The 19,889-nt window shown below is 57.8% G+C and carries 23 protein-coding genes and 2 pseudogenes; 13 read left to right on the top strand and 12 right to left on the bottom strand.

Annotation, left to right across the window (positions count from 1 at the left end; all coding sequences use genetic code 11):
• Nucleotides 1-3: 3 nt before the first annotated feature.
• The 3 genes from N2599_RS36245 to N2599_RS36235 all read right to left on the bottom strand — a co-directional run bounded on the left by N2599_RS36245 (nt 4) and on the right by N2599_RS36235 (nt 1,129).
• A complete protein-coding gene (locus N2599_RS36245) occupies nt 4-420 on the bottom strand; it encodes a hypothetical protein (protein WP_027513351.1) in 417 nt (138 codons plus the stop codon).
• Nucleotides 417-683: a type II toxin-antitoxin system prevent-host-death family antitoxin gene (locus N2599_RS36240; RefSeq protein ID WP_027513350.1), complete on the bottom strand. Its 267-nt coding sequence runs from the start codon at nt 681-683 to the stop codon at nt 417-419. The genes N2599_RS36245 and N2599_RS36240 overlap by 4 nt, the downstream gene beginning before the upstream one ends.
• 134 nt (nt 684-817) lie before the next feature.
• On the bottom strand, nt 818-1,129 hold the full coding sequence (locus tag N2599_RS36235) for a DUF736 domain-containing protein (protein WP_027513349.1): 312 nt from the start codon (nt 1,127-1,129) through the stop codon (nt 818-820).
• A 457-nt stretch (nt 1,130-1,586) separates the two neighbouring features.
• On the opposite strand from N2599_RS36235, the gene N2599_RS36230 reads away from it, so the two are divergent.
• Nucleotides 1,587-1,763, top strand: coding sequence for a hypothetical protein (locus N2599_RS36230; RefSeq protein WP_167333947.1), 177 nt, complete (start codon nt 1,587-1,589; stop codon nt 1,761-1,763).
• Between the two features lie 5 nt (nt 1,764-1,768).
• On the opposite strand, the pseudogene N2599_RS36225 reads toward N2599_RS36230, so the two are convergent.
• The 6 genes and pseudogenes from N2599_RS36225 to N2599_RS36205 all read right to left on the bottom strand — a co-directional run.
• Nucleotides 1,769-1,981: pseudogene (locus N2599_RS36225) on the bottom strand (zincin-like metallopeptidase domain-containing protein); the annotation flags it as partial.
• 547 nt (nt 1,982-2,528) lie between these two features.
• Complete coding sequence (locus N2599_RS36220; RefSeq protein ID WP_260308639.1) at nt 2,529-3,647, bottom strand: IS110 family RNA-guided transposase; 1,119 nt, start codon at nt 3,645-3,647, stop codon at nt 2,529-2,531.
• Nucleotides 3,648-3,751: 104 nt separating this feature from the next.
• Nucleotides 3,752-4,939, bottom strand: coding sequence for an integrase core domain-containing protein (locus N2599_RS36215; RefSeq protein ID WP_260308637.1), 1,188 nt, complete (start codon nt 4,937-4,939; stop codon nt 3,752-3,754).
• A 354-nt stretch (nt 4,940-5,293) separates the two neighbouring features.
• The gene (locus tag N2599_RS36210) at nt 5,294-6,337 is read right to left on the bottom strand and encodes an IS110 family RNA-guided transposase (protein ID WP_260308636.1); all 1,044 of its coding nucleotides are present in this window, start codon (nt 6,335-6,337) and stop codon (nt 5,294-5,296) included.
• A 32-nt stretch (nt 6,338-6,369) separates the two neighbouring features.
• Nucleotides 6,370-6,612 (bottom strand): Imm40 family immunity protein, encoded by a 243-nt coding sequence (imm40, locus tag N2599_RS38220; protein ID WP_027511197.1) that lies wholly within the window; start codon nt 6,610-6,612, stop codon nt 6,370-6,372.
• Nucleotides 6,613-6,728: 116 nt separating this feature from the next.
• Nucleotides 6,729-7,484: an alpha/beta hydrolase family protein gene (locus N2599_RS36205; RefSeq protein ID WP_027511198.1), complete on the bottom strand. Its 756-nt coding sequence runs from the start codon at nt 7,482-7,484 to the stop codon at nt 6,729-6,731.
• Here N2599_RS36205 and N2599_RS38110 point away from each other — a divergent pair.
• The 12 genes and pseudogenes from N2599_RS38110 to N2599_RS36155 all read left to right on the top strand — a co-directional run bounded on the left by N2599_RS38110 (nt 7,459) and on the right by N2599_RS36155 (nt 17,271).
• Complete coding sequence (locus N2599_RS38110; RefSeq protein WP_084606518.1) at nt 7,459-8,091, top strand: NUDIX hydrolase; 633 nt, start codon at nt 7,459-7,461, stop codon at nt 8,089-8,091. The genes N2599_RS36205 and N2599_RS38110 overlap by 26 nt on opposite strands.
• Before the next feature lie 632 nt (nt 8,092-8,723).
• Nucleotides 8,724-9,110: a transposase gene (locus N2599_RS36200; protein ID WP_027511200.1), complete on the top strand. Its 387-nt coding sequence runs from the start codon at nt 8,724-8,726 to the stop codon at nt 9,108-9,110.
• On the top strand, nt 9,107-9,460 hold the full coding sequence (tnpB, locus tag N2599_RS36195; RefSeq protein ID WP_027511201.1) for an IS66 family insertion sequence element accessory protein TnpB: 354 nt from the start codon (nt 9,107-9,109) through the stop codon (nt 9,458-9,460). The genes N2599_RS36200 and tnpB overlap by 4 nt, the downstream gene beginning before the upstream one ends.
• 67 nt (nt 9,461-9,527) lie before the next feature.
• A pseudogene (gene tnpC / locus N2599_RS36190) lies at nt 9,528-10,307 on the top strand (IS66 family transposase); the annotation flags it as partial.
• A 17-nt stretch (nt 10,308-10,324) separates the two neighbouring features.
• On the top strand, nt 10,325-10,429 hold the full coding sequence (locus tag N2599_RS38105) for a hypothetical protein (protein ID WP_084606534.1): 105 nt from the start codon (nt 10,325-10,327) through the stop codon (nt 10,427-10,429).
• A gap of 213 nt (nt 10,430-10,642) precedes the next feature.
• On the top strand, nt 10,643-10,888 hold the full coding sequence (locus tag N2599_RS36185; RefSeq protein ID WP_027511202.1) for a DUF3302 domain-containing protein: 246 nt from the start codon (nt 10,643-10,645) through the stop codon (nt 10,886-10,888).
• The gene (locus N2599_RS36180; protein WP_027511203.1) at nt 10,885-11,826 is read left to right on the top strand and encodes an HlyD family secretion protein; all 942 of its coding nucleotides are present in this window, start codon (nt 10,885-10,887) and stop codon (nt 11,824-11,826) included. The genes N2599_RS36185 and N2599_RS36180 overlap by 4 nt, the downstream gene beginning before the upstream one ends.
• 75 nt (nt 11,827-11,901) lie before the next feature.
• Nucleotides 11,902-13,419, top strand: a complete 1,518-nt coding sequence (locus N2599_RS36175) for a DUF1254 domain-containing protein (RefSeq protein WP_027511204.1) — start codon at nt 11,902-11,904, stop codon at nt 13,417-13,419.
• A gap of 90 nt (nt 13,420-13,509) precedes the next feature.
• A complete protein-coding gene (locus N2599_RS36170; protein WP_027511205.1) occupies nt 13,510-14,535 on the top strand; it encodes a DUF1254 domain-containing protein in 1,026 nt (341 codons plus the stop codon).
• Nucleotides 14,536-15,459: 924 nt separating this feature from the next.
• Nucleotides 15,460-15,933 carry a hypothetical protein gene (locus N2599_RS36165; RefSeq protein ID WP_051336644.1) on the top strand — a complete coding sequence of 158 codons (474 nt, stop codon included), beginning with the start codon at nt 15,460-15,462 and terminating at the stop codon, nt 15,931-15,933.
• A 220-nt stretch (nt 15,934-16,153) separates the two neighbouring features.
• Nucleotides 16,154-16,558 carry a cupin domain-containing protein gene (locus tag N2599_RS36160; RefSeq protein ID WP_311319515.1) on the top strand — a complete coding sequence of 135 codons (405 nt, stop codon included), beginning with the start codon at nt 16,154-16,156 and terminating at the stop codon, nt 16,556-16,558.
• A 332-nt stretch (nt 16,559-16,890) separates the two neighbouring features.
• On the top strand, nt 16,891-17,271 hold the full coding sequence (locus tag N2599_RS36155; RefSeq protein ID WP_027511207.1) for a VOC family protein: 381 nt from the start codon (nt 16,891-16,893) through the stop codon (nt 17,269-17,271).
• A gap of 307 nt (nt 17,272-17,578) precedes the next feature.
• On the opposite strand, the gene N2599_RS36150 is transcribed toward N2599_RS36155, so the two are convergent.
• The 3 genes from N2599_RS36150 to N2599_RS36140 are packed head-to-tail and all read right to left on the bottom strand — an operon-like array spanning nt 17,579 to nt 19,877.
• Entirely contained in the window at nt 17,579-18,040 is a 462-nt protein-coding gene (locus N2599_RS36150) for a 3-isopropylmalate dehydratase small subunit (protein ID WP_027511208.1), read from the bottom strand.
• Nucleotides 18,037-18,573, bottom strand: a complete 537-nt coding sequence (locus N2599_RS36145) for a gamma carbonic anhydrase family protein (protein ID WP_051336645.1) — start codon at nt 18,571-18,573, stop codon at nt 18,037-18,039. Before N2599_RS36145 ends, N2599_RS36150 begins: the two co-directional genes overlap by 4 nt.
• Before the next feature lie 26 nt (nt 18,574-18,599).
• Nucleotides 18,600-19,877: a TRAP transporter large permease gene (locus N2599_RS36140; protein WP_027511210.1), complete on the bottom strand. Its 1,278-nt coding sequence runs from the start codon at nt 19,875-19,877 to the stop codon at nt 18,600-18,602.
• Between the last annotated feature and the right edge of the window lie 12 nt (nt 19,878-19,889).

The raw sequence follows: 19,889 nt of genomic DNA, 5'->3' as shown, positions 1-19,889 counted from the left end.
GGGTTATCTGGACCGGCTGATCTCGGCAAACGACTTGCGACGCGCGATGAACTCGCGGAGGAGGGGAAGGAAGAACGCCTTGCTGAACCGTCCGATAGGTGGTTCTGGCTCAAGGTAAAAGGAGCGGCCGACGATATCGCTGTTGAATTCATCGAGGATGATCCAGAGGCGCAAATCTGCATCGAGGCCGGCCCGCCGTTTCTCTATGGCGGGGATTTCCGCAGCGAAGCGAGCCTTTTCCGGCTGCTTCGTGGTGATCGGGAAAAACAGAACCAGATCACCGTCAGGGCGGGGGAGCCTTACGCCGACGGCGACCGGCCGGTCCTTTCGGCCCTCAGTCTCACCCTTGCCGGCCTCCCTGGCCCATAGATAAGGATAGCGGATGACTGTCGCAGTCTGGATATCGTCATAGCTGCTCATCGGCTGGTCTCGTCGGTCTCCGCATAAGCGTCAACCGCGGCCTCGAATTCGTCGAGCAGGCCGTGCGGCATGGTTTCCAGCGTGCCGACTGAACGGCCGTCGGACTGCCGCATCAACCGTTCGTAGTCATCAATGTTAAGGAGGACGAGGCGCGGTTTGTTGCGTTGGGTGATTGTGACCGGGTGGCGCAACGCCTCGGCGATGATATCGCCGGATTTCCGCGAAAGATCGCTTGTAGAATAGGAACCACCTGTACGGGGCATGTTGATCTCCATGGGTCTGCACCTACGCGACTATAGCACTTATGCAAGCGCATGTACAGCATTTACAGCATTGTTGTGAATGCTGTCTATTCCGGCGGCTGGCCCCGCCTCGGTGGCGGGGCCTTGTTGGGATCTCAATCCCGATTGGGGCGGGACCAGATCAGCTGGCAGCCGTCCTCGCCTTCGACCTCGGAGAGCGTTGCGTAGATCGGGGCGGGGAAGCTCGGGTCGTCCAGCTTGACCGAGAGGTAGTCACGGTCGCTCTCGCTGGAGCGTTTCTGCCAGGCCGCACCCAGCTCAACGTTGCCGGCGTAGATGCGGAAGTGCGGACCCTTGTCGGAGGGGTTGTCGATGCGGGCGATGCGGGCCTTGACGTTGAGTGCGAGGGTGCGGATCGAGCCAGTGAAGCCGTTTTCGGTGGAGGTGAAGGTGCCGATGGTAGCCATGTCCAAGTTCCTTTCGCTTGTTTCGGGCCGCGCCCTTCGCGGCCTCGATGGCTGTCGCAAGGATCGGGGACGATCGGACCGCACCCCGAAGGGGACGAAACGAAGTGCAGGGCGGCCGGGGAGCGGCTTTCTTGTTTCGCGAGGAATGCGAACACAGTTCGCAGGGGAAGAAAGTTGCGGACAGCCGTTGCGGGAGAACGATCGAGGGGTAGCCGGTCTCCGATCAGACATGCCTCATCGAGCCCGCGTGGAGTGTGCCAGTGACACGTCCGGGAGGAACTTGGACATGGCAGCCCTCGTCAGCGCGTTACCATGTCGGAACATCGCAGCCGCGAACCCGCTGCTCTGTCTCGGTGTCACAGCACTGACATCGATGCGACAAACTCGGCCGCCCGGGCAGTTGCCTCCTGTTATCAACGCGATAATGTCGGACCGTGATTCGTCGCCTGGAGGATCTATGCGTCAGCAGACAAAGCCGTTTATCGTCGAAATCAAGCAATCCCGAAAGCTGAAAGCCACCGACCGGAAACCATCGATCTGGGGGAAGCTGGACCTCACGTCCGATCAGAACACCCTGGGGGAGAGAGAGCCGAAAGGGCTGTCTGCCGTTGCGGGTGACAACGACCAACCTTAGCATTCCTACGCGGCCGCTCTCTCGTCGGCCTGAATGGGTTGGAGACCGCGCAGGAAGCCGACAGCCCGCTGGGCATGCGCCGCCGCCTGAAAGATAGCCCTTTGTCGTTGGAAAGAGCCTGCAGCCACGAGCTGAGGTAAGACGCATGGTCCGGCCGTGTCCAGCTCCGGCGCGATCCCGAGATCGGCGCAAAGGAAGCAGCTGCCGAGCTCGGCAACATATCCTGACAGTCAAGAGAACGAAGTCGCCTGTCGGCCCATTGCGGTCACGCATCTCTGGCTACAAGCACGAAGCAGGCATCATCGTGGGGATAACTCCTGACGTACGTGCTTGCCTTCAAAGCACCAGATGAAACCACATCGGTGTCGATGCTCGGGGTCGAAGGTTCGAAGTACCAATTGTCATAAGATGTGTGACTGTCCATACCGGAGACATCGGTAACAGATCGTACCTCTTATGTTCGTTTGCAAGCTTCTTAGCCATAATTTTTCCTTTCCGGCTTTGAGGACGAAAGCACATGCGTGAAGCTGTTGAACAAAGCAGGAGACAGGGCGTTTCGACGACGGCTGGCATACTCTTATGCGCGGGCTGGATACCGCATTTCCGTGTGTTCGTCTGGGGCTGCCTCGGTCTAAGATCGGGCGTGGAATTATCCGCCACATAGGTACGACGAGGGTTCCCCACCGGAGCCCTGTCTCCATCTTTGTTCAACAGCAGATGTTTGCGTCTTGACTGGTTTGTCGCGCATTGCGCCGACGATTGGCTTTAGATTTTTGCTGTGGGAGCGACCTCCTGTCCAATCGCCCATAGGAACGCTGCCATTTCTCGGGCAATGGCGGTGACAGCGACAACCTTCGGCTTGCCTGCCGCCATTAGCTTGCGATAGCGAGCGCAAAGCCTCACCTGACCTTTCCAGGCGATCTCGCGAACGGTCCTTGGCAGGTCCTCCAGCCGCGCCTGGATCCTCGAGCTTACACGAGCCGGGAAGCGATATGTCCACGCCCCTTCTATGAGGACCCGACGCGCCCTTGTGTTGCCTGCCTTGGTGATCCTACCACGCTTGACCCGTTCGCCCGTCGAGCTTTCCGACGGCACAAGACCAAGATACGCCATCAACTGACGGGGATTATCAAAGCGCCTGACATCGCCGATTTCGACCACGAAGGTGACCGCTGTCATGAATGCAACACCGCGCATTGCTTGGTAAGCGGCCACAACCGGGGCCATCGACCATGATGCCGCGGTTTCGACGACCAGCTTGGTCAGCCTGTCCAGACGCACGCCAGCATCCTCGATCGCCTGGCAATATTCCGCCAACAGGATGTGGTGGGCGGGATGATCGAAGGCCTGGCACGTCAGCCATCTTGTATGGGCGCGCGTCCATGGTTTGCGGCCGGTATAGATCCTGCCATGACGCAACAAGAAAGACTGAAGTTGCTGACGCGCCTGTTTCAGCGCGTCGCCGGCCGCCTCGCGAGCCCGCACCAGGTCGCGGATCGCCTCATGGCCTTCATCCGGGACCCATACCGCGGTCAGCTCGCCCGCGCGGTGCAGGCGCGCCAGGCTCATGGCATCCCGGCGGTTTGTCTTCACCCGGTCACCTGCACGCCTGGGCACCAGCGATGGCGCCACTACCACGCAGTTATGCCCCAGTTCAACAATCTGGCGACAAAGGCCGTAGCCCGTGGGACCGGCCTCATAGCAAAAGTGAAGCTTGGCTCCGCGTTTGGAAAGCTTGTTGACCATCGATGCCACCGATGCCGGCTCCGAAGAGATGTCGCCGAAATACCGTACCTCGCCGTTGCGCCTTCCATCGGCAATGGCCACCGCTATCTTCAGCTTGGATGTATCCAGGCCGATGAAAATTACGCTATCATCTTTCATGGTTCGCCCTCGCTAAGCGTGGGGCAAGGCTCCGGCCTATCCAGAGCAACCCCCGACACAGCTTACCGCGGGGGCGGGCCACCTTCACCCCACGAACATACGGTCTAAGACATGGGTGACAACCTCGTGCCGAACGGGTTGTCGATGGTTTGCAAAGTCCTCTGCTCCAGGTCGATATATCCCAGATCATAATGCATGAAGCTGACGAGCCAAATACCGTCGTCGACTTCCTTGAGTCCCAGTTTCTGGCCGGCCAGCACGGTCGAGATATTGATCTTCTTGCGGTAGATGCAGATACGGCCGCAATTGGTCACCAGCGCATCTCTGTCGTGGAAGGGGTAGTCGATCTGCGGCAGGCCCTGATAGGGGCGTGACGAAGCGACGTAGAGATCGGCCGGCACCTTCATGTTGAGCGCCTCGTGCGGCCGCTCCTGATTGAATTCGCTGACGAAAGCGTCGAAGCGGGCCTGCTGCTGGAGGATGTTTTTGCCGGGTGGTCGGGTCGCCTCTTTCTTCAGCGTCAGGTGCATGCGCTCATGCCGGCCGTTTTGTTGGGGACGGCCCGGCCTGATGCGCTCCAGCGTGATCCCGAGCCTCAGCCACCACACCGACAGCTTCGACAGATTGTAGAGCCCGTTTGGGCTGGCGAACGGCAAGCCGTTGTCGCTGCGGATCGCCGTCGGCAGGCCGCATTCGGTAAACAGCCGCCGGAACGCGTCGAAGACAGCCCGTTCTCGCGTCGACTCAAAGGCTTCGCAGGCGAGAAGGTTACGTGACGCCTGGTCGGTGACCGTCAGCGGGTAACAGTATCGGCCATCTCCGAGCTTGAACTCGCCTTTGAAGTCGGCACACCACAGATCGTTCGGCAGTAATGCCTGTGACAAGGCTGTCCCTTCGGCTCGATGTCGTTGCCGCTTGCAGGCATGGGCGACCAGCCCGTGTCGATCGAGTACGGCATGCACCGTGCTTTTGGCGGGCACGCGCACATCGCCGGCCAGGCGCTTCACCAAAAGCTCCCTGATCTTCCTGGCACCCCAATGCGGCTTGCTCTTCTTGCACGAGACGATCATCGCCTCGACCGGCTCAGGCAGCTGGTTGGCATACCGCACCGGCCGTCGAGACCGATCCGTCAGCGCCTCCAGGCCGTCGTCCTTATAGCGATTGAAGATCTTGTAGCCGGTCTTGCGCGAGATGCCGAATGCACGGCACACATCGCCCATGCCTTCGCCCTCTAATAGCCGGGCAACAAATCGTAGACGTTCCTCCATCACCGAAGTCTCTTTCCACGGCATCAACACCTCCCGCCAAAAAGCGAAAAGTGTTACCCATGTCTCCGGTACAAAACGTCACCTATCTCTCATATGTGGACGGCCCCCTCCCTGCAAGAACTCCTATGATGATTTGATCGAGATCGCTTGCGTTCATATGTCCGGCCTGTTGTTGCGCTCGCACATGAACGCTGGCCAAGATGGGTTCCGCGACGTGAGTTCCAAACAGGTCGGCGACCTTCAACGGCCACTGAGAGATACGGAGTGTCCCACGTCTCGGATCGATCGATCACACCATCTGCTCGTTCCCTGCAAGTTCACGCATCAGATCGGCACGGTAGCATCTGTATCCAGCTCACCGTGACCTGACTGATCTCTTTACGCTGCGCAGGCCAGAGCCGGTCGCGCAGCATTACCCTTGTAGTCCTCGCCGCTCACCATCATCTTCCAGGCGATCCGGGCGATCTTGTTGGCTAGCGCGACAGCCACGAGCTTGGGTGGCTTGCGCTTGAGCAACTCGATGAGCCAAGGCGAAGTGCTCTTTCCACGTCCCGCTCTTACCTGTTGAAGCCGCGAGGTCGCACCCACGACCAATGTCTTGCGCAAGGTCTCATCGCCGGCCCTCGTAATGACACCGAGCCTGACTTTGCCCGCAGTCGAATGGTCTCTGGGCGTCAGGCCCACCCAGGCGGCAAACTGCCTTCCGGATGTGAACTGTTCCGGTGCCGGCGCTTTCATCATCAGCAAGACCGCGCCGATCGGTCCGACACCGGGGATCTTTGCAAGACGGCGACAACATTCATTGTTACGATACCAGGCCATTAGCTTTGCCTCCACCTCCTTCAGGCGCTCACCCAACTGCGCAAACTCCTCAGCGAGAGACGAGAACAGCTCACGCGCCACACCCGGAATGCTTTCATCAATCATGATGCGTTCCAGAAGGAGCGGAATATGAGACATGCCTTTGGCCGCGATCATCCCGAATTCAGTTGCATAGCCACGAATCGTATTGGCAAGCTGCGTCTGTGTGGCGACAGTGCGCTCGCGCATACCTACCAGCATCAGCCCGGCTTGCTGATCAGCGCTCTTCATCGGAACGAACCGCATTGTCGGGCGGCTCATCGCCTCGCATAGCGCCTCCGCATCGGCCGCATCGTTCTTGCCACGCTTGACGTAGGGTTTCACGAGCTGCGGCGCGATCAATTTGACCTCATGTCCGAGCCCCGTTAGCAGCCGGGCCCAGTGATGCGAAGCACCGCAGGCTTCGATCGCAATCACGGTCGGGGGGCATTTCGCAAAGAAATCCACCATCTCCTTGCGGCGCATCTTCTTGCGCAGGATCACTTGTTCGGCAGCGTTAACGCCATGCAGTTGAAAGACGTGCTTTGACGTATCCATGCCAATACGGATAATCTGGTCCACGGACGGCTCCTTCGTTTGAGATCGCTAACGACTCACTCTGGCACGTTTCGATGCCGTTCGGGGGCCGTCCACCCCAACAGGTCGGGCAGACGATAACTCTCGTCCGGTCCGCTCAGGACATCTCCGCCAAGTATGACAACATTGGCGTCACGTAGCTGGTCAATCGCATTGAGAGCCCGCCCTCTGGTGAGAGCCCAGTTACGATGTTCTGGTCCTAACCAGACCCCCACCGAAAGTATTCGGTCTATTTTCTCGGACCATATAACCTGCAGCATCATTCCTCCTCGGAAGCTACCAATCTACGATGACCTCCGCAAACCTATCAATGACCGGTATTTGCGCTATCCAGAAGCGGCCGACCTTCTGCTGTCGGCCCCGAAGCAGCCATAAGTCAGTGAAGCGTTGCGTCTGGCGCAAATATTCGAGTTAAGAATTCCCGGAGGATGGGTGTGACCTGTTCTCGGGGAAGGCGATGACCGCCTTCGAGCGCATAGAAGCGTACCGGCACACCTACCTGTGCGAGAGCCTCCGAAAATCGTTCAGCTTGATCGACCGATGCACGATCATCGTACTTGCCGTGTAGAAGTAAGGTTTCCGCTCGAATCCTGTGCGAATGATGGAGTGCGGACCGATCCAAGAAGCTTTCGTTCGAAACGCCTGCCTCTTTCTGGATAGCTTGCTGCAAGCCTCTCGAACTGCTTCCGTAGGCTTCTCGTAAATCGTAAACGCCTCCTGTTAGGATGAGCGCCCTGAGGCCCTGGACTTTCGTGGCCACCATGGCGGACGCCACAGCCGCTCGACTGTTTCCGTAGAGAACTATGCGTGCGGGATCGACTGATGGCTGCTGCTTCAGAAACTCCAATGCGGCTACAATCGCTTGCTGAGTAGTCGGGCCGCAGAAATCGGCAGGCCCGTCCGATGCGCCAAAACCAGGCTGAGAGATTGCGGCCGCCGTTACACCAAGACGGGACGAGAACCGAACCAGCGATCCGTCATCGACAGCCTCTTTTCCACCTAAGAGAAGTCCACCCTGATTTCCATGTACGAACAGTATCGCTCCGTTCTTGGGCGCAGACGGTCGAGCCTGGAATAGTTCCACGCGAGCGCCGTCGCCTCGATCAATGATGTGTTGCGTAACCGCAGACATGACTCACCCCATCGGACCTTCGGGCGAGGATACGATGACATCCACCTCTGTCAATGTCCGGTGTTGGCGCGTTCCGCCCAAGGCTAAGCTTCCGCAGTCGGCCCCATTGCCGCCCTTGCCAAAAGCTGCGAATGTCTCCGCATGGATAGTACGGTGTCGGCCAGCCGACGGCGATGGAGGGATTGTGACAACTATCGTCCTCGCGGCATTCATCCACGACGGCCGCGTACTTTTGGTGAGACGCGCCGCCCATAAGCGGCAATATCCGGAGTATTGGGATTTAGTCGGCGGCCATGTCGAAGTAGGGGAGACTACCGATGCCGCTCTTGTCAGGGAGGCGCAGGAGGAAGTCGGCATAACCCCAATCACCTTTCGGCACCTGAAAACCTTCCCTGACGCGGCGACTCCCGACTGCGAAAGTATAAGATACCAGGTATATGCAGTCACCGAATGGTCGGGTGGCGCTCCGCGATTGCTGGGAGAGGAACACACCGATCTAGCTTGGGTTGCGATGGGAAATCTCTGCTTCATGACACCATTAGCGCATCCGGCAGTCATTCCTATCCTTTCATGGTTTGACCTGTTTCTGAGACGGCCTCGCTCATGACCGCATTTGGCTCGCTCCGAACATGGTCCAGGTCGCCTGTCGGCCACCAGCGACCGTCAAATCATGCGTCAGTTACGTTTGAGCCGGGAAATATCGCTAAACATTCACCTTAATGACCAACGCGTCGTTAAGGGGGTTTTGGTATAGCGTGGAGTCCAAGCTCTTGAGGAAATAGATGCGGTTTTCGGTCCTTTTCTTAATGATTGTTTTTGGCTTTTGTACTTTCCCTCCGAAGCAGACCAAAGCTGCGATGTGGCTTGCTATGGGACCGGGCAACGGAACAATGGCGGCCGACACGGCATGTGCTCGAAGAGGCCCAGAGACGACGGCGAACGGCACTCGCCAAGAGCAGACCCCCCTATGGGTCGACTGCACCTTCGGAAGCAGACGCGTCACTCTCATGATGAGGGTCCTCCGAGAGTGCGATCCAAGTACAATGATTTCTCAGTGGACAAAGCGGATAACATCTATGACGAGATAACTGCCGAGACAGCTTGGTATTCCTTTAGGGATCGCCTGTCATTCTTCGGCGGATCGTCATCCTTCAGCGTAACCGCTGTTCCAGCCCCACGTTGTCCCCGCGGCCGTAATCTGTGATCGCCTTTCCATGGACGAGCAACGGGAGTTTCTCCATGGAGACTACATTGGAGGTTCTCACGACCAGAAAGTCTGGGCGTGAGGTTCACCGGCACTGGCCGGACGAGGTCAAGGCACAGATCGTTTCTGAGAGCTTGCGGCCTGGCGCTATGGTGAATGACGTCGCAGAGCGACATGGCTTGAAGCCGAACCACCTGTCCACCTGGCGAACGATGGCGCGGCAGGGCAAGCTGGTTCTGCCCGCACCCGAGGACCCGGTGGAGTTCGCAGCGGTGATCATCGATCCGCCCGTTTCGGAGCCGCCGGTCACAAAAGTCAGTCGCCCTGAGGTGATCGTCGGTTCCGTCATTATCCGTCTGGAAGAAGGCGCGTCCGTCGCTCGGATCGCCGCTGTCGCGCGTGCCTGCTCGGTCCCGGCATGATTTTCCCATCGAACCGCGTGCGGATCATGGTTGCCACCAAGCCGGTCGATTTCCGCAAAGGTCACGATGGTTTGGCGGCGCTGGTCAAGAACGAGCTGCACAAGGACCCGTTCACCGGAACGGTCTTCGTATTCCGGTCTCGCAAAGCAGACCGATTGAAGCTGATCTACTGGGATGGAAGCGGGCTGGTGATGGCCTACAAGCGGTTGGAGGAACACACGTTCACTTGGCCGGGCGTCAGGGACGGTTTGATGACCTTGGGCCATGCTCAGTTCGAGGCGCTGTTTGCAGGCCTCGATTGGCGTCGGGTCCGTGGCGTGGAGGCAAGAGTGCCGGACGCCATCGAATAGATGCGACACGATGACTCGGGCGGCAGATTCCGAGCATGAATCAAGCGGGATTTGATAGACTTCCACCATGTTGGACGCCGCCGATCTTCCCGACGATATTGCTGCCCTGAAGGCGATGCTGATCTCGGCGCAAGCGCGTGAAGTCCGCAAGGATGAGCGGATTGAGCGCCTGGAGAAGCTTGTTGCCGCTTTCAAGCAAGCCGCCTTCGGCCGCAAATCCGAGAAGGCTGATCCCGAGCAGTTCGATCTCGCACTGGAGGACCTTGAGACGGCAATCGCTGCCGTCCATGCCGAAGACGAAACGGATAGCCTTTCGGGCAAGCAGCGCTCCAAACCCCGTGCAGCCAATCGCGGCTCTCTTCCGGCTCACCTTCCTCGCATAGAAGAGATCATCGAGCCGGAAAGCCTGGTCTGCGCTTGCGGCGAATGCCTGCATTGCATCGGCGAGGACGTGTCCGAGCGGCTGGACGTCGTTCCGGCGCAATTCCGCGTCATCGTCACCCGCCGTCCCAAATATGCCTGCCGTGCCTGTACCGACGGTGTTGCTCAGGCTCCGGCCCCACCGCGACTGATCCACGGCGGGTTGCCGACGGAGGCCACCATCGCACATGTGCTGGTGTCCAAATACGCCGATCATCTTCCGCTCTATCGGCAGGCCCAGATCATGAGCCGCCAAGGAATTGATCTCGACCGCTCCACACTGGCCGATTGGGTCGGTCGGGCAGCTTTTGATCTGCGTCCGGTCTTCGATGCCTTGATCACCGACCTGAAGCGCTCGACTAAGCTATTCATGGACGAGACCCGTGCGCCGGTGCTTGATCCCGGTTCTCGCAAAACCAAGACAGGGTCGATCCGCTTGCGTATCTGACCAGCACGCTCAGCGCCATCGTCAACGGCCACAAGCAGAGCCAGATTGATGAACTCTTACCCTGGAATTATCCGATCTTTTGTAGCAAGCGCCACCAGTGACCGCTTTCGTCGGTGGGTTATGTGCGTGCTGGACAGAGGATATTTTTCGCCCAAGGAGCCCTAATACTCGGCATCTTCCTTTGTATTCGCGTACTTGCGTAACCTCCGGCACGACACACCCCTTGGAAGTGCATAGATGACCGATTGCAACTAGGCTTTATCTTCTATAGCCTAACCACGATGTAATGCCGGACCCACGCAGATAGGCGAGGATTGAATTTGCTCGATATTTTCGCCTGGGTAGTTTTAATTGTGCTTATCGTAAGCACGGCTGGAGTCGTCGTATTTCTGGCCATGCTTCCTGGCGTAATCGCCACGCGAAGAGCCCATCCTTGGGCACAAGCCGTCACAGTGGCGGGTTGGATCACGCTTTTTCTTGGCTTCGCGTTATGGCCGCTCGTCTTAATCTGGGCCTACGTCGATGTGCCGCGAGTTGGAAAAGCGGAGGACGTGCGATGATCGTCGTCCTTCTCAATGTCTACCTGGCCGTTCTTTTTTGCCTCGTAAAGTTCCGGATCGTGCCCTTCAACCTTTTCTGGAAGGTATCGCCGGTCCTCGTTCTGCTCCTGCTTCTCGTCGGCCTGTTTATTCCGATGGGTTGGGGCGCGCCACAGGGGACGGCGCTGACAGTCCGTAACTCCGTTGCTATCGTTCCTGACGTGTCGGGCGAAGTTATAGAAGTTCCCGTCATTGCGAACACAACGCTCAAGGAAGGCGATGTGCTTTTCCGGATCGATCCGGTTCCCTTCAAGGCCAAGGTGGATGCCCTGCAGGCACAACTCGATCTTGCACAGCTTCGCCTCTCGGAAACGACACGTCTGAAAGAGACCGGCGCAGGAAGAGCTTTCGATGCCGAGCAAAGCCAAGCGGAGGTCAATCAGCTTCAGGCGCAGCTCGTGGGTGCAAAGTGGGACCTGGACAAAACGATCGTTCGGGCTCCGGCCGATGGCTATGTCACCAACCTTGCGCTTCGCAAAGGTGCGCGCGTCAGCAGCCTACCCGTGGCCCCGGTTATGGCGTTCATTGATACGACGGATACGATCATCGGAGTTGAGGTTCCCCAGATCAATGCCCGCTATATCGAGGTAGGGCAGCCAGTGGAAGCCACTTTCAAATACATGCCCGGCAAGGTCTATCCAGGCAAAGTCGAAGGCGTCCTTCAAGCGGTATCCGCCGGGCAGGCGAGGGTTTCGGGGACGGCGGTGACGCCGGATAGCATCCAGAGTGCGCCGATGGTTGTCAGGATCAAGCTTGATGACGCGGAGTTTGCGCGGAAACTGCCAGCGGGTAGCGTGGGAACAGCAGCCATATTCACGGACCACGTTGGAGCCGCGCATGTCATCAGAAAGGTCTTGCTGCGACAGGTTGCGATTACGAACTACCTAAACCCGTTCTGATTTTCACATAAGCCTGTGACAAAGCCGAGAGTAAGATCATCGCCAAACGCCGAATAAATGTTCAGGAGATAGGTTATGCGTAAATTCAATCGGGTTGGCATTTTGGCAATTGCGTCAATGTTTTCCGCGAGTGCCGCTTACACGCAAGAACAGAATGCCCCGGAGTTCAAAGCCGATGTCCCTACGTCCATCCAGACGCCAGATACAGTAGAAACCCGCATCGGGGTCCTGAAGTTCACTGACGGACTTCCCGATCAGGAGACGGTGCAGAAGGTCTACGACAACATCGATTTTTCAAGGGGGGTGGAAGCGTTCCTTTTAGGGATGCCAGCCGCGTCCGTGTACGCATTGTGCCAGGGTCTGGACGATGTCGGGGCAGCGAAAAATAAAGGCATCGGCATTACAGAGAACCTGCTGGATGCACGCTCCCTGTTTCTGACCGCGAACACGACGACCGTTTATGTGTTCTTCTGCGTCGATCTGACGGATGGCCCGGTCGTCGCGCAGGTGCCTCCGGGTGTCCTCGGACCCGTCGATGATGCCTATTTCCGCTACGTCACCGATGTCGGGCTTATCGGCCCAGACAGAGGCAAAGGCGGAAAATATCTCTTCGTGCCCCCAGGCTATTCTGGGGAGCTGCCTTCCGAAGGCTACTTCGTCACCAAGTCGCCGACCAACACGAACCTGATTCTTTATCGCGCCTTCGTCAAAGGCGGGGATATTGCTGCTGCGGTCAAGAACGTGAAGGATCATGCGCGTGTCTATCCGCTTTCAACGCGCGAAGAACCGCCGGAAGCCACCTTCGCCAATATCTCCGGCAAGCAGGTCAACACGATCCATGCCAACGATTTCCATTTCTATGAAGAGCTGAACGATGTCATTCAGGCCGAGCCGGGCGATGCATTCGATCCGGAAGTCGTCGGTCTGTTCGCTTCCATCGGCATCAAGAAGGGCAAGCCGTTCGCGCCCGATGCTCGCATGAAGGCAATCCTCACCGAGGCCGTGGCTGTCGGGAATGCGACGGCTCGGTCGATGGTATTTGCGCCCCGCGACGAACGCGCGAAGTTTTACCCAGACCGTCAATGGAACAACGGCTTCATCGGCAACAGCTATCAGTTTCTGAGCGACGGCGAACGCATGCTCGATGCGCGCACGATGTTCCACTATGCAGCGACGGGAATCACCCCCGCGATGGCAGATGCAAAGCCTGGGACCGGCTCGGCCTACGCGTTCGCGGTCAGGGATTCGACCGGAGCCTATCTCGACGGCAGCAAGACATATAAAATCACCCTGCCAGCCCCCGTTCCGGCCGGACAGTTCTGGTCGTTCACAGTCTATGACAATCAGACCAGATCGATGCTGGAGACTGACCAGAAGCTCGCAGGCATCGACAGCAACCAGCCGGGCATCAAGAAGAACGAGGACGGCTCGGTGACAGTCTGGTTCTCTCCTGAGGCTCCGTCTGGACAAGAGGGGAACTGGGTTCAAACCATGCCTGGCAAGGGCTGGAATTCGCTGTTGCGGCTGTATGCTCCATTGGAGCCATGGTTCGACAAGAGCTGGAAGCCGGGCGACTTCGAACGGGTTGACTGAACACGGCCGCTGGCGGCGGGTGTTTTGCCATGCAGCTTGACACCCGATCCCACAGGGAAGCCATCGCAGAAAGGAACCAAAGGGACCGATATGAACGCTAGATATCCTGCTCTTGCCGCCGCGATCGGGGTTTCGGCCCTCGTCGCTTTTTCCAGCGCAGCTTTTGCGGCTGAACCCGTCACCATCGACAATTTCGTCCGTGCTGAGAGCGACCTCTATTTCAGCAACATCGTCAAAGATGGAGGCTTCGCAAAATTTGTGCATCGTCGTGAACCGGCGGCCATCGACAATCAGACGGTCATCCGCCTCAACCGCGACACGCTCTATTCGGCTGCAATCCTCGATCTGGATGCTGGTCCCGCGACAATCATATTGCCCGAAGCAGGCAAGCGTTTCATGTCACTGCTGGCCATCAACGAGGACCATTACGTTCCCGCAGTGTCGTACGGTGGCGCAACCACTTTTACCAAAGAGCAGGTCGGCACACGCTATCTGGCGATTGCCATACGCACCTTCGTCGATCCCTCCGATCCGAAGGACGTCGAGCAGGTCCACGCTCTGCAAGACGCCATCAAGATCGACCAGACGGGAGGTCCGGGCACGTTCGATTTGCGCGATTGGGATCAGGCCAGCCAGAAGAAGGTGCGCGATGCCCTGCTGATCCTGGCGACGACGATGCCTGACTTCAACAAGGCGTTCGGTTCCAAGGCCGAGGTTGATCCGGTCCGTCATCTGGTCGCGAGCGCGGCTGCCTGGGGCGGCAATCCTGACAAAGATGCCACCTACCTCAACATTACACCCGAGAAAAACGACGGGAAGACGATCTACAAGCTCGACGTCAAGGATGTCCCTGTCGATGGCTTCTGGTCGATCAGCCTCTACAATCCGAAAGGCTACTATGAGAAGAACCCCTACGACGCCTATTCGCTCAACAACGTGACGGCCCAGAGAAGCGAGGATGGCTCGATCGGGATTCAATTCGGGGGATGCGATGACAAAATCCCGAACTGCTTGCCGATCATGAGTGGCTGGAACTATACAGTAAGGCTCTATCGTCCACGTGCGTCCATTCTGGATGGGACATGGAAGTTCCCTGATCCGAAGCCCGTGAATTGAGCGGAATGGATCAACGTATGCCGAGTGTACAGCGAGATCAATGACCGCCGGTGGCGGCGCATAGTTGCCTTAGCGCTCCACGGCTGATGGCATTTGATACCCAATCCCGGATTTATCCACCCTTGGTGGGAATAGTACATCGCTTACCCTTCAGTTTCACGCCTGTTGCGCAAATGAAAACCAACGGATGGGTTTGTCCCACCACCAACAGATGTTCGAAGCCTGAAAAAGTGGTTGATCTGAAGATTGTCGGTAGCGGCCTCTCAACCATTGGACTTCTGACGATAGGGGACTTCGAGACCACTGAAGTTTTATCCGCCGACGGTAAGGTCATAGGGACCCGCTGGGACTTTCCTGATCCCGTGAGGACGATGATCGCTACGTTCAATTTCGGAACGTACAAGCAATAGCAGGTCCGGTCCGCCCAACGTCCGCATGTGGTGCTTTCCCGCCGGGCCTTTCATCTCCTGTCGGCCCGAAGCTGCCTTTGTCCACCTCCGGCAAAGGTTCTTGTGAAGCGGCTCTGTTACGATTTGCTCACCTTGAAGCAGCTTCCATATTGATGCTTTACGCTTAAGTTGTATTCTCGTGCCATGATTAGCAACCTGCTGCTCTTCGCGGCAGCCGCTGTATCCGCTGATACTCCTGTTTGCCGCGTTTGCCACTGCTGGAAGCTTGGCCGGGCAATGGGGATTGGCCTTGAGGCGGTCACGTCTGGCGGCCCAAAGCGGCCCAACCCCTTTTAATTCGGGATGCCACCTTGGACCAACATATGGAAATAGCGACGATTTGAGGAAGATTATGTCCGACCTGTTGGCAGTCCAGTGACGATTACAGACTGAAGCTGATGAAATCGTACGAGCGCTCCACCTTGATGACCTTCTTTCTCAGGTAGGGCATCCTACCCGTGTTGGCAGCTCCGCCATGGGTCTTATGGTGCGGCGCGATATCGATGTTACAGTCGTCTGTCCTAAGTTGGATGCCAACGCCCTCGAAGCATTTGCTGGTGTTGGCGCTCGCCTCATGCAGATGACCGAAAGCGTTGTCGCTTTGCGCTTTCGGAATGACACCGGGAAATCGAACGTAGAACCTGAAAAATATCCGGATGGGCTTTATCTATGGCTATCGGTTCGAGCGCCGGACCAAGCCATGTGGACAATCGACATTTGGTTGGTCGATGAGCCGGAAAGGCAGCCCGATCTCGCACATCTGAAGACGCTGATGCCTCGCCTCACCGAGATAAACCGGGAAACGATCCTTCAGATCAAAAGCGTCTTGGCTGAATTACCAGAGGGCTCGAACAAGATTTCGAGTGCCTTGGTCTATGAGGCAGTTATGGACCATCACGTTCGCACCGTTGTTGAGTTCCAGGACTGGCATTCCCGATATTCCTCTTGAGATTGACGAAGCCGCCTTCGAACTTGCCCTTTCAGGTCGCCGCTGCCAATCTCCCCGTCGCCCCGAGACACTAATTCGGATCGAACATACTTGTCAAACAAGCCAAGCCTCGATCGCTTTTCCGCGTGTAGAACTGGCCGCTCGCAGGCGAGTGTGGAAATCGGTGGTACGCGAACACTCGCGAACCCGAACTCCATGCTGTTCTATCAATGAGGGGATCATGCAGATTACCGATCATAACGTTCAGTCGACTGAAGAGTGGCGTCCCGGCGTATTGACCAGGATGCAGGTTTCAGCGGTCACCGAGGCGGCCTCTCTCTGCATTTTTGAACAGTGGGTCGCGCCGGGCAGTGGCGCACATACTCATAGCCATCCCGTCGAGGAAGTACTGACCGTTCTGGACGGCCATGCCGAGCTGTGGTTGGATGGCGAACGGGAAACGGTATCGTCGGGACAATCCGTCATCATTCCGCGGCAGCTGGCACGGTTTTCGCAATACCGGAAGCGAGACATTACACATGCAGGCGATACTGGCCGCTCCATTCTTCGAGGCTTCTTATCAAGGGCAGTCGGAAGTGATGACAGGGTGGTCCGCCGCAAAAATGTAACATCCGCCATCTGGTGATCCGAATGGGTTGGAACACGATGTTCCCAGTATTCCGAGCAAAGGTCCGGATGTGGCGCTTTCCTGCCGAAGCGCTGGTCCGCAGTCGGCCCAAAGCAGTTGCTCTCCGGAAGCTGGAAGTCTTGACGCCAGACACGTAGGGTATTAAATCGAACGATGTCGAAAAAGGCTGGGTCAGATTAGGTAAGCCTGACCCCTTCCCGTAGAGGAAGCTCTGTCCGTGCCCTTGGCATGAGAACCCGCGACGAGAACAGTGTGCATCCCGCACGCTGCCTCGGCGGATTCCGGAGCTCATGTAATGCTCATATTCGTCGGGAAACCAGGATATTAGCATGCGAATGAATCATCTCGACGTTCATGTCCCCGATGTTCAACGAACTGTCGCAGTTCTCGTAACCCATTTTGGGTTTCGGCAAGAATTTGCCCGCGACGGCCTGATCGTCCTACGTGACGAGGCCGATTTCGAACTGGTCGTCAGTCAGCCCGTTGCCGGGTTCGGCACTTCCGACCAGGTGAGCCTCGGTACATCGACGTATCACATCGGCTTCATGCTGGAGTCCGCAGATGCCGTCGACAAAATGTACGCTAACCTGCAATCGTCCGACGTGGAGCTTAATCGACCGCCAAAGGCTATTCGCGGCGGCTGGCTCTTCTACTGCATGCTCCCTGGTCGCATACAGATCGAAATAGGTTTTCGAGGCACGCCACTTTGACCTCCAGGCGTAGCTCGGGAACCGGGTTGCGCCTGCAAACGCCATGGTCGTGCCGGGGATGCGCGCAACACACTATGGCCGCTTCTGGCGCGAAGCCGCCGAAGGGTTCGTCTGCAGTCGCACACGAGCGCACGCTTCAGGTAAAGCTCGATTTCGCGGACGCTTTTGCCCTCAAGCAATGTGATCTCGGCGATAGTCCTGCCTCTCGACACCCACCGACGGCAGGACTTTTCAAGTGGCGAAAGGATCGATGTCTCTATACTACTGCGTTATGTTATAACATATCACATAAGAGATATTATGGAACTCAACCAGGCGAGCTCGTGGTTCTTAGGACTAAGGTCAAAGACCCATATCGGTAGAGGCCAGCAGCCCTATACTGTCGCAATTCTGCCGGTAGATCCGCTCGAAGCTTGCCGCGAACACCGGCCAAATACTCTGACAACGGCGCATGTTCGCGCGATGCCCCCCTTGCCATAGCGTACCCCGCCACCAGCACAGTGACAGCGCTATCCTCAAAGACACCTTGAACCAGCGGCGTGTCGTTGCCGATCCGGGTTCCGGTATGGGATTCGCGAGCGAGTGCCTTTCCGTAATGAAGCAGTGCTGGCAGCGGGGTGATCTCGTTTGTCGATATTTTGTCGCGCAGCGGCCCCGCCTCAGCCAAGGTGAGGTCCTGCCCGGCCAATTGATGCTCGACCGCGCGCGGCGCAGTTCCCAGGATCAGGATGCGCCCATCCAGAGGGAAACCATCTGCCCGGTCGTTCATTTGGTATCTATCTCTTTCAGTTTAGTGATGAAGCGTTTCCAGTGGCGGATGTAGGTCTGGGCGGAAATCTCCAGCCCTTCAATCGCGGCCTCGTCCAGGGCGCGCACGACCTTGGCCGGTGCCCCCATGACCAACAAGCCATCCGGAATCTCCTTCCCTTCCGTCACCAGTGCCCCGGCCCCGATCAGGCAGTTCCGGCCGATCCGGGCGCCGTTCAGCACCGTTGCCCCCATCCCGATCAGAGTGTTGTCCCCGATCGTGCACCCGTGCACAATCGCGCGGTGCCCGACAGTGACATGGCGGCCGATGGACACGGGATAGCCTGGATCGCTATGGACCATCACGTGCTCCTGAATGTTCGTTCCTTCGCCGATCTCCAGCACCTCGTTGTCGCCACGCAGGACCGCGCCGAACCAGACGCTTGAGTCGCGGGCAAGAATCACCCGACCGATGACGTGCGCGCCAGGCGCAATCCAGAACGATCCGGTCTCGGGCAGGGTGGGGCTTTGATCGTCCAGGGCATAGGCGGCCACGATTTCGGTCTCCAATCAATCAGGTGTCACAAAAGGCGTTCGGGAAGCCAAAGTGCGATGTCGGGAAAGGCGATAAGCAGGCCCAGAAACAAGAGTATCAGGATCACATATGGCGCCGCGCCGCTGACGATCCTGCCCATGGGTGCCGCCGTTATTGCCTTGATGGTAAATAGGTTCATTCCCACCGGCGGCGTGATCATGGCAAGTTCAAGATTGACGACAAGCAGGATGCCATACCAGATCGGGTTGATGTCCAGATGGATCATGGCTGGCAGGATCACAGGGGCCGTAATCAGGATGATGGCAACCGATTCCAGGAACATGCCCAGGATCAGGACCATGATCATCATGATCAACACGAAGCCGAAGGCCCCGAAGTCTGCCGCGACTAATGTCTCGACCACTTGCTGCGGTACCCGCATCTTTGTCAGCACGTGGCTGAAGACGGTCGCACCTGCCAGGATCATGAACAGCATGCCGGACATCCGCGCGGCCTCACCGGCCGAACTCCAGATCTCGCGCCATCCGACTGTGCGATAGATGCAAATGGTGATCCCCAACGCAAGCCATGCCCCGGCTGCTGCGCCCTCGGTTGCAGTAAAAATACCGGCATACATGCCGCCAAGGACAAAGACGGGCATGAGGATGGCCCAAAACGACTTCCTCACCGCCCTTGCCAGTTCGCCGAGGCTCGCCATCTTTTCACGCTTGATGGTGCCTGCCGTCGCGTTGCGGAAGATTGCCCAAAGAATGAAAATCCCGGCCAACATGAAGCCGGGCACGATGCCCGCCATGAACAGACCGCCGATCGACGTATCGGTGGCCACACCGTAAAGGATCATCGGTGCCGATGGAGGTATGAGAATGCCAAGAGTGCCCCCCGCCGCAACGACACCATAGGCAAAGCGTTCGTCGTAGCCAAAGCGCAGCATCTGCGGGATTGCGACCGCGCCGACTGTCAGGGCCGTCGCAACGCTGGAGCCCGAGATCGCCGCAAAAACCGTGCACGCCAGAATAGTCGCCACGGCCAGTCCGCCCGGCAGGTGCCGGGTGAAGGTGTAGGCCGCGTCATACAGATCGTCGACCACCTTACCCTTGATCATGATGTTGGCCATGAAGCCGAAAAGTGGAATGGCCACGAGCAGATAGCGGTTGATCTCGTGGAAGACGATATCAGTGACCGGTCCCAGATTCCCCTGCGTCAGCAACAGCAGCGCGCCGCCATACAGAGTCAGACCGGCAAAGATGGGCAGGCCGGTGAACAACAAAACCAGCAGAGTGGCCAGAATAACGATAATGATCATCTTGTTCGTTCC

The organism is Rhizobium sullae, from assembly GCF_025200715.1.
Classification (GTDB): Bacteria; Pseudomonadota; Alphaproteobacteria; order Rhizobiales; family Rhizobiaceae; genus Rhizobium; species Rhizobium sullae.
The sequence above is the reverse complement of the archived record's forward strand: the minus strand, read 5'-3'. Positions and strand labels throughout refer to the sequence as shown.

Coding starts and splice junctions, on each gene's coding strand:
- N2599_RS36245 (WP_027513351.1), bottom strand. CDS start 420: ATGAGCAGCTATGACGATATCCAGACTGCGACAGTCATCCGCTATCCT.
- N2599_RS36240 (WP_027513350.1), bottom strand. CDS start 683: ATGCCCCGTACAGGTGGTTCCTATTCTACAAGCGATCTTTCGCGGAAA.
- N2599_RS36235 (WP_027513349.1), bottom strand. CDS start 1,129: ATGGCTACCATCGGCACCTTCACCTCCACCGAAAACGGCTTCACTGGC.
- N2599_RS36230 (WP_167333947.1), top strand. CDS start 1,587: ATGCGTCAGCAGACAAAGCCGTTTATCGTCGAAATCAAGCAATCCCGA.
- N2599_RS36220 (WP_260308639.1), bottom strand. CDS start 3,647: ATGAAAGATGATAGCGTAATTTTCATCGGCCTGGATACATCCAAGCTG.
- N2599_RS36215 (WP_260308637.1), bottom strand. CDS start 4,939: ATGCCGTGGAAAGAGACTTCGGTGATGGAGGAACGTCTACGATTTGTT.
- imm40 (WP_027511197.1), bottom strand. CDS start 6,612: ATGCTGCAGGTTATATGGTCCGAGAAAATAGACCGAATACTTTCGGTG.
- N2599_RS38110 (WP_084606518.1), top strand. CDS start 7,459: ATGATGTGTTGCGTAACCGCAGACATGACTCACCCCATCGGACCTTCG.
- N2599_RS36205 (WP_027511198.1), bottom strand. CDS start 7,484: ATGTCTGCGGTTACGCAACACATCATTGATCGAGGCGACGGCGCTCGC.
- N2599_RS36200 (WP_027511200.1), top strand. CDS start 8,724: ATGGAGACTACATTGGAGGTTCTCACGACCAGAAAGTCTGGGCGTGAG.
- tnpB (WP_027511201.1), top strand. CDS start 9,107: ATGATTTTCCCATCGAACCGCGTGCGGATCATGGTTGCCACCAAGCCG.
- N2599_RS36180 (WP_027511203.1), top strand. CDS start 10,885: ATGATCGTCGTCCTTCTCAATGTCTACCTGGCCGTTCTTTTTTGCCTC.
- N2599_RS36175 (WP_027511204.1), top strand. CDS start 11,902: ATGCGTAAATTCAATCGGGTTGGCATTTTGGCAATTGCGTCAATGTTT.
- N2599_RS36170 (WP_027511205.1), top strand. CDS start 13,510: ATGAACGCTAGATATCCTGCTCTTGCCGCCGCGATCGGGGTTTCGGCC.
- N2599_RS36165 (WP_051336644.1), top strand. CDS start 15,460: ATGGGTCTTATGGTGCGGCGCGATATCGATGTTACAGTCGTCTGTCCT.
- N2599_RS36160 (WP_311319515.1), top strand. CDS start 16,154: ATGCAGATTACCGATCATAACGTTCAGTCGACTGAAGAGTGGCGTCCC.
- N2599_RS36155 (WP_027511207.1), top strand. CDS start 16,891: ATGCGAATGAATCATCTCGACGTTCATGTCCCCGATGTTCAACGAACT.
- N2599_RS36150 (WP_027511208.1), bottom strand. CDS start 18,040: ATGAACGACCGGGCAGATGGTTTCCCTCTGGATGGGCGCATCCTGATC.
- N2599_RS36140 (WP_027511210.1), bottom strand. CDS start 19,877: ATGATCATTATCGTTATTCTGGCCACTCTGCTGGTTTTGTTGTTCACC.